Source organism: Nocardiopsis xinjiangensis YIM 90004 (assembly GCF_000341145.1).
Taxonomy (GTDB): Bacteria; Actinomycetota; Actinomycetes; order Streptosporangiales; family Streptosporangiaceae; genus Nocardiopsis; species Nocardiopsis xinjiangensis.
This window is the reverse complement of record NZ_ANBE01000055.1, coordinates 1-7,642: the sequence shown is the minus strand read 5'-3', so window position 1 is coordinate 7,642 and position 7,642 is coordinate 1. Positions and strand designations below refer to the sequence as shown.

The window sequence follows — 7,642 nt, the reverse complement described above, 5'->3', positions numbered from 1 at the left end:
GGCGGGCAGCCGCCGATGGACGGCCCGCACGGTCCCGGTCACCGCGGTCCCCAACCCCCGCCGTGGGGTCCGTCCGGCGGCCACGGGGGCGCCCACCCCTACCCGGGCGCCGGGCCGCAGCAGCCTCCCCGGAAGAAGAAGCGCAGCGGATGCGGCTGCGGATGCCTCGTCCTGTCCCTGGTCGTGGTGGCCGTGCTGGTCGCGACCTACCTGCAGGTGTGGGGCGTCTGGGACTGGATGTACCTGGTCTTCGACGTCGGTTCGCCCCGGCAGTTCGTCTGGGACTGACACCGGCGTGATCCCGCGGCGGTCGTCGGCCGGCACGGGAGCAGGGATCGGGGGCGGCGCGCGTGTGCGCGCCGCCCCCGACGTATGCGGCCCCGCACCGCATACGCGCGCGGCACACCTGCGCGCGGGGACGAACGCGTGCGGCCGGTACGCGGACGCGCGGGGTGCTCACGGGGCCGAACGGCGTACCGGGCCGCTTTCTGTGGCATTTAAGCTGACCCGTATGAATGACAGTTTGGTGTGGATCGACTGCGAGATGACGGGCCTCGACTTCGAGAACGATGCGTTGATCGAGGTGGCCTGTCTGATCACCGACGGGGAGCTCAACGTCCTGGACGAGGGCATCGACGTCGTGATCAAACCCCCGCAGGCCGCGCTGGACCGCATGGGCGACTTCGTGCGCGACATGCACACCACTTCCGGGCTCCTCGAGGAGCTCGACAAGGGCGTCACCCTCCAGGATGCCGAGGACGCGGTCCTGGAACACATCCGCCAGTACGTGCGCGAGCCCGGCAAGGCGCCCCTGTGCGGGAACTCCATCGCCACGGACCGCACCTTCCTGGCACGCGACATGAAGCGCATCGACGAGTTCCTGCACTACCGGATGATCGACGTGTCCTCGATCAAGGAGCTCCTGCGCCGGTGGTTCCCGCGCGTCTACTACGCCGGACCGGAGAAGGCCGGCGGCCACCGTGCCCTCGCCGACATCACCGAAAGCATCCGCGAGCTGCGGTACTACCGTGCCGCCGGGTTCACCCCCGAGCCCGGGCCGAGCACCGCCGTGTCCCGTGCCGTCGCCGCCGACATCGTCGAGGGCGGCAACGGGGTGGAGGCCCGCAAGGCAGCGTCGGTGGCCGAGGCCGCCGCCGAGGCCGGCGGCAAGTGAGCGGAGCTCTCCTCTCGGATCCCCGCTGTCGGCACGCACACGGGAGCGAGTCGCGGAAAGCGTTCGAAGCACTCCTCCGGATCCGCTAGGATGGAAACGTACGCAAGGCCGAGAGGCCAGGCGCACGTGGTGGGTGTAGCTCAGTTGGCAGAGCACTTGGTTGTGATCCAAGATGTCGCGGGTTCAAGTCCCGTCACTCACCCCAGAGGGAAAGGCCCCGACCGGACGGTCGGGGCCTTTCTTCTTCCACGCCCGGTACGGCCCGGACCCCTCCGCCGGGTGCTCACTGCCCGATCGCGTTCAAGTACCGCAGCACCGCGGCCACGCGCCGATCCGACCGGTCGTCCGGGACCAGGTCGAACTTACCGAAGATGTTGCGGATGTGTTTGTGTACGGCCCCTTCGGTGACGGTCATCCTCTCGGCGATCGCACCGTTGCCCAACCCTTCGGCCATGAGGGCGAGTACTTCGCGTTCACGGGGGCTGAGCAGGGACAGGAGGTCGTCGGTGTGCTTGCGGACGAACAGTTGGGCCACGACCTCCGGGTCGATGGCGGTCTCTCCCTCCGCGACCCGGCGCAGGGTGTCGAGGAACTGCTCGACCCGGCCGACACGCTCCTTGAGCAGGTAGCCGATACCCGAGGTCCCGCTCTCCATCAACTCGGTCACGAACGACTGCTCCACCCAGGCCGACAGCACCACGACCGGCAGCCCCTCACAGATGCCGCGGGCGCGCACCACCGCCCTGATGCCCTCATCCGTGTAGGTCGGAGGCATGCGCACGTCGATGACGGCGATGTCGGGACGGTGCTCGGCCACAGCTTCGACCAACGCGTCGACCTCGCCGACGGCCGCGGCGATCTCGAAGCCCTCGTCCCGCAGCAGGGCGGCCATCCCCTCCCGGAGCAGGGCGTCGTCCTCGGCGATCACGACCCGCACGGCAACTCCAATCCGATGTCGGTCGGTCCCCCCACGGGGCTGTCGACGGTGAGCACGCCGTCATGCGCCTCCACACGGCGACGGATGCTCGCCAGGCCGGATCCGGCTCGCTCGTCCGCGCCTCCCCGTCCGGTGTCATGGATGTGGACGTACAACTTCTCCCCTGCCCTGGTCACCCGGATGCGGGCTTGTTCGGCCCCGCTGTGCCGGGTGACGTTGGTGACGGCTTCGGCCACGGAGAAGTAGGCCGTCACCTCGATGGAGGAAGCCAGGGGACCCAGCTCTGCGCACTCGACCGTGCAGGGGGCCGAGCAGCCTTGGGCCAGAGCGCCGAGCGCCCCCTCCAGGTCATGGTTCTCCAGGGCCGGGGGCAGGATGCCGCGGATCAGTCCCCGCAGTTCGGCCAGAGCATCCTCCGCTGTGCTCTGTGCCTGTTCCACCGCGGCGTCCGCCCGCCGTGGATCGGCCCGTAGCGCGCGGCGAGCTGCCCCCAACTGAATGATGACGGCCACCAACCGGCTCTGCGCCCCGTCATGCAGGGACCTCTCGATCCTGCGCAGTTCCGCGGTGTGCGACTGCAGCGCGGCGGCCCTGGTCGCCGTGAGTGCGGTGATGCGCTCGGTCAGGAGCTCCTGCGGATGCAGCCCCAGAAGCCGGCGGCCGGGCCACGACTGGAGCCGTGCCAGGGTCGGTTCCGCACCGAAGACGAGCGCTCCCCAGGCCACCCCCAGCAGACCGACGGCCAGGGCCGTGGACCAGTTGTGGACGGGCACGCCGATGGAGGCCCCGGCCGCCTCGGGAGGCAGCAGCCACCACCACAGGGGGAAGGTGCTGTCCCGGACGGCGATGATCGGCAGGAGGACCCCGAGAAGTCCTGTCAGGAGTCCCAGCGTGGAATGGCACGACAACCAGGCCAGATCACGTCGGACCCGGACTCGGTGCACCAGGGCCCGCAACGCCTCGACCGGACCGCTCGGGTGATCGGCCTCCGCGGGCAACGGTACTGGCACCCCCCATCGGGACAGACGTTGGCGTTCCCGATCGGCGACCGTACTCACCAGGCGCAGGGCAACGGGCAGCAGGAGCAGGCCCACGCCCGCCAGGCTCGTGAGGAGGACGGCCGCGAGGGCAGCGAGACAGAACAGCGCCATCAGGGCGGTGGTCAGTCCGCCGGCCAGGCGTTCCAGGCTCAGGAAGACATTGTTGAGCCCGGTCGCCATCAGTCCTCGAAACGGCCTGGTGTCGTTGTCGGTGGGGGGCATGCTCACTTCCTGGCCGGAGGGGCCGGATCGCCGCCACCCTACCGGCAGAGGGCCTTCGTGCGGCGGCGGGAACGTGCAACGGTACAGCCTGCTGTACCCGGACTGTCCAGCGTGCGGGATCGTCCCGCCGGTGCCCGTGCCCCTAAGGTCGTGCGAGTATGTCCCGCTTCCTCGGCCGCGCCGACCCACGTCCCCGCTGACCGAGGCTTCCAGGAGAACGAGATGAGCGACCCCTACCGTTTCACGCAGAGTCCGAGCCACGCCGGTCGGCGCGAGGGCGATGACTCTCCCCGCCAGGGCCGGCACACGGTCCGGGTCCTCCTGTGGCTGCTGATCATCCTCGGAGCCGCAGCGAACGCGGCCACTTCCTTCGGCCCCTTCCACCCGCTGGTCAGCGTGGCGTTCGGCCTGTTGACCGTCCTGTGCATCGTCCTGCTCGTCATGCACCATTTGCACCACAGGAAATGATGAAACTACTAAGTACATAAGTAGAACAATATTCATCTTTCTCGCTTCAAGCGGACAGAGCCCACCCGGAGCCCGGGTGGGCTTTTTCATGGCCGCATGTGGCCAATCAGCAATGGCGGATGTAACGCTACTCTTTCGGAACATGCCCCGGCGTGTTCTTCTTTTACTTCATTCGGCTCTGCGGTGACCCAAGTCACTTCGACGAACTCGATCACCATTACTCGGGTCCGCATCCGAAACAAGCGATCAACACCGCCTGGCCAGTGGACACCGAAAGGCCAGGATCGGCACCGGAATCAGGGAATCGCGCCGCACACGCTTCCAGGACGATCCCGCCCCTCCCCCGCAGAGGGGAGCAAAGATGCAGATCAAGGCAGCCATCGATCAAGCATCCGCCCCGCACGGCACAGTTCGACGGCACTCTGGCCACAGAGAAACATGAGCCGCTCCCATCTTTCGTTTCATTCACCGACACCCGTCTCGGGTAACTCCAACGGCACACACACGCGCGGTTCCATTCCTCGATCAAGCAAGCTCGAACCGTACGTTCAGGGATCAACCGAATCCCTTGACCCACCCCGAAGGTATGGTGAAGTATCTGGCCGTCGGTAACGCTGGCTACAACCTCAGCCACCAACATCACCAAGCGGATCCATCATTCTCCGTACACCATGAGGGATGACGTGATTACAGCAATTTCACGGCTCTTCGAAGATCTGGCTCACAAAGCCCTGGTCCCCGGAGCCCAACTTTCCCTGTACCACGGCGGCGAACTGCACGAACTCGCCACAGGCGTCGAGCACGCCGGCACGGGTGTTCCCGTCACCGCCCGCTCCCGCTTCGCCTACGGCTCGGTCTCCAAGATCTTCACCGCAGCTCTCGTTCTTCAGCTGGTCGAGGACGGCGACATCGACCTGGACGCCCCGGTGACGACCTACCTGCCGGGTCTGCGCCGCTCCGAGGACCACCCGGTCCATGCGATGACCACCCGCCAACTGCTGAGCCACACCGCAGGCCTGGTCTCCGACCACGACGAAGGAACGGTCAGATCCGCTTCTCTGCGTCGTCAAGCCGCTTCCCTCTTGGAGCAGGGGCCGGTCAGTGCACCGGGGACCGCCTTCTCCTACTCCAACAGCGCCTACTCCCTGGTGGCCTACCTGGTGGAAACCGTCACCGGACAGGACTGGTGGCAGACGTTGGAGTCACACCTGGCCCTTCCCACCGGGCTGGACCCGTCCTTCGTGTACGACGCACGCGACCCCGGCGCCGCCCCCGCGGCCGTCAGCGGACACGCCGTCGACCTCGTCTCACGATCGGTCGACGCGGTCGCCCCCTACGTGGAGCCCGCTCTGACCCCGGCGGGCGGCCTGGCAGGGAGCGCCACGGACCTGGTGAACTTCGGTCGCGCTTTCATGTCCCCCGAGGACGCAGCCCTGGACACCGACATCGCCGATCCGCAGATACTGCACGAGATGGGCCGTTCGGTTCCCGCCGCCGACCCGTTCGGGCTGGCTGACGGCTGGGGCGCCGGCTGGGCCCTGCACTTGGCCGGCGACCGACTCTGGTACGGCCACGACGGCACGCTGGACGGAAGCACCTGCAACCTCCGGGTCGACCCGGAAGGAGGCACGGCCCTGGCCCTGACCACCAACGGCACCTCCGGGCTGCAACTCTGGGAGGAACTGGTGGCCGGTCTGCGCGATCTGGGCCTGGACGTGGGCCACTACCGCCAGTCGGCGCCCCGGTCCCCTGGCGCGGTCACCCGCGAGGACATCACCGGCCGATACGTCAACGGCGATCTGAAGGTCGATGTCACCCGAACGGGTCCCGACGAGTTCTGGTTCGGCCTGGCAAACGGGTTCTCCGGCCCCCTGACCATCACCTCCGGCCTGAACTTCTCCGTCACCGTGGGAGACCTCGGCGGCATGTCCTTCAACGGTCGTTTCCTTCCCGACCCCACGGCCCCGGGGGCGATCGCGTCGATGCAGTACAACGGCCGCACACTCCGCCGGACACCGTTCCCGGTGCACTCCCGGGTCTGAGCACCGCTCCCTGGTCCGAGCCGCTCGCCCCATCCCTTCCCCCCGTGGCCCCTGCCACCGGTTCGCCGCTCCCTTCCCGAACCCAGGAGTAGTTGCTCGTGCTGTCCTCACAGAACCTGTCCGCCCCCACCTCGTTCTCCGGGCAGAGGCGCGGGGCCGAAGGATCCTCGGTGACGGTTCCCGAAGCGTTCGCCGAACAGGTGGCACGCGATCCATACGCGATCGCGGTCACGGGCCCGGCCGGGGAACTGTCCTACGCCGGCCTCGATGCCGATTCGGCCACCGTGGCGGCACGCCTGCGCGCGCACGGAGCCGGCGCCGAGTCCCCGGTGCTCCTCGCTCTGGAGCGGAGCACGCACGTGATCACGGCCATGCTCGGGGTGTTGCGTGCGGGTGCGGCCTACGTACCGATCCGCACCGATGACCCGGATGAGCGGATCCTGCGGTTGGCCCGGGAGACCGGAGCGTCCTGCATGGTGGTCGATTCCTCTTCGGCCACGCGTGTCCCGGACCGGGACGGGCTTTCCGTCGTCCACTTGGACGAGACGGTCTCACCCACGACGCCCGAGGCCGGCGCGACGCGCCTCCACCCGGGGAGCCTGGCCTACGTGATGTTCACATCCGGTTCGACCGGCGCCCCCAAGGGGGTCATGGTCACCCACGACGACATCGTCCGTCTGGCCAAGGACCGCCGCTGGGGCAACGGTGGACACGAACGGGTGCTCTTCCACTCCTCCCACGCCTTCGACGCGGCCACCTACGAGATCTGGACCCCCCTGCTCAACGGCGGCACCGTCGTGGTCGCCCCGCCCGGGTACTTGGACGCCGGGGAGTTCGCGGCCGTGGTGCGGCGGTACGACGTCACGGCCACGTTCGTGACCGCTTCCCTGTTCACGCTGTACGCCTCCCAGGACCCTGCTTGTTTCGCCGGGATGCGGGAAGTACTCAGCGGTGGTGAGGCCGCCAACCCCGGCGCGTTGGAAAGCGTGCGCGACGCGTGCCCGGGCATCCTGGTCTCCAACGCCTACGGTCCGACCGAGACGACCACGTTCGCCAACCACTTCTCGTTGGCGGAAGGAGGCCCCGCTCCGACCCCGGTACCGATCGGCGGCCCGCTCGACGGGATGCGCTCGCACGTCTTGGACGAACTGCTGCGTCCCGTCCCGGTCGGCGAGGTCGGTGACCTCTACGTGGGCGGTGCAGGCGTGGCCCGCGGATACCACGATCGCCCCGCACTGACCGCTGAGCGGTTCGTGGCCGACCCCTTCGGATCCGGCGAACGCCTCTACCGCACCGGCGACCTGGCCCGCTGGAACAGCGAGGGCCTCCTGGAATACACCGGCCGCGCCGACGACCAGGTCAAGATCCGCGGTTTTCGCATCGAACTCGGTGAGGTCGAGACGGCTCTGCTGCGTCGGCCCGAGGTCGCCGAGGCAGTGGTGCTGGTGCACCGCTCGGCCTCCGGCGGCCGACAGCTGGTCGGTTACGTCGTGGGCCCGAACGGCTCCCCCAGCGAGCAGGACACCGACGACGTGCGAGAGGCCCTGGGCAGACAACTCCCGGCGTACATGGTGCCCCAGGTACTGGTACCGCTCGAGACGATGCCGCTGAACGCCAACGGCAAGGTGGACCGGCGCGCATTGCCCGAACCGGACCGGGCGGCGAGGGCCCGCGACGAGTATGTGGCCCCGCGTTCCCGGGTGGAACGGGAGCTGGCCGAGGTGTTCGCCTCCGTGCTGGGCACCGAGAAGGTCGGCGC

Annotated in this window: 7 protein-coding genes and 1 tRNA gene; 6 read left to right on the top strand and 2 right to left on the bottom strand. The window is 68.5% G+C overall.

The window, feature by feature from the left end; translation table 11 throughout:
- The 3 genes from D473_RS27520 to D473_RS0122305 all read left to right on the top strand — a co-directional run.
- Positions 1–288: hypothetical protein (locus tag D473_RS27520; protein WP_161626434.1), on the top strand; the 288-nt coding region annotated here is incomplete at its 5' end.
- A 223-nt stretch (positions 289–511) separates the two neighbouring features.
- A complete protein-coding gene (orn, locus tag D473_RS0122310; protein ID WP_033353850.1) occupies positions 512–1,174 on the top strand; it encodes an oligoribonuclease in 663 nt (220 codons plus the stop codon).
- Between the two features lie 129 nt (positions 1,175–1,303).
- Positions 1,304–1,379 (top strand) — tRNA-His (locus tag D473_RS0122305).
- 78 nt (positions 1,380–1,457) lie between these two features.
- Here D473_RS0122305 and D473_RS0122300 read toward each other — a convergent pair.
- Together D473_RS0122300 and D473_RS0122295 are read right to left on the bottom strand one after the other, a co-directional pair.
- On the bottom strand, positions 1,458–2,111 hold the full coding sequence (locus D473_RS0122300) for a response regulator transcription factor (protein WP_017611261.1): 654 nt from the start codon (positions 2,109–2,111) through the stop codon (positions 1,458–1,460).
- Complete coding sequence (locus D473_RS0122295; protein WP_152436907.1) at positions 2,099–3,373, bottom strand: sensor histidine kinase; 1,275 nt, start codon at positions 3,371–3,373, stop codon at positions 2,099–2,101. The genes D473_RS0122300 and D473_RS0122295 overlap by 13 nt, the downstream gene beginning before the upstream one ends.
- Positions 3,374–3,595: 222 nt before the next feature.
- On the opposite strand from D473_RS0122295, the gene D473_RS27785 reads away from it, so the two are divergent.
- From D473_RS27785 to D473_RS0122280, 3 genes are all read left to right on the top strand, one after another.
- Complete coding sequence (locus D473_RS27785; protein ID WP_017611259.1) at positions 3,596–3,841, top strand: hypothetical protein; 246 nt, start codon at positions 3,596–3,598, stop codon at positions 3,839–3,841.
- A gap of 671 nt (positions 3,842–4,512) precedes the next feature.
- Complete coding sequence (locus D473_RS0122285) at positions 4,513–5,883, top strand: serine hydrolase domain-containing protein (protein ID WP_026127205.1); 1,371 nt, start codon at positions 4,513–4,515, stop codon at positions 5,881–5,883.
- A 170-nt stretch (positions 5,884–6,053) separates the two neighbouring features.
- Positions 6,054–7,642 (top strand): amino acid adenylation domain-containing protein (locus D473_RS0122280; protein WP_026127204.1); only part of this gene is annotated, 1,589 nt, incomplete at its 3' end.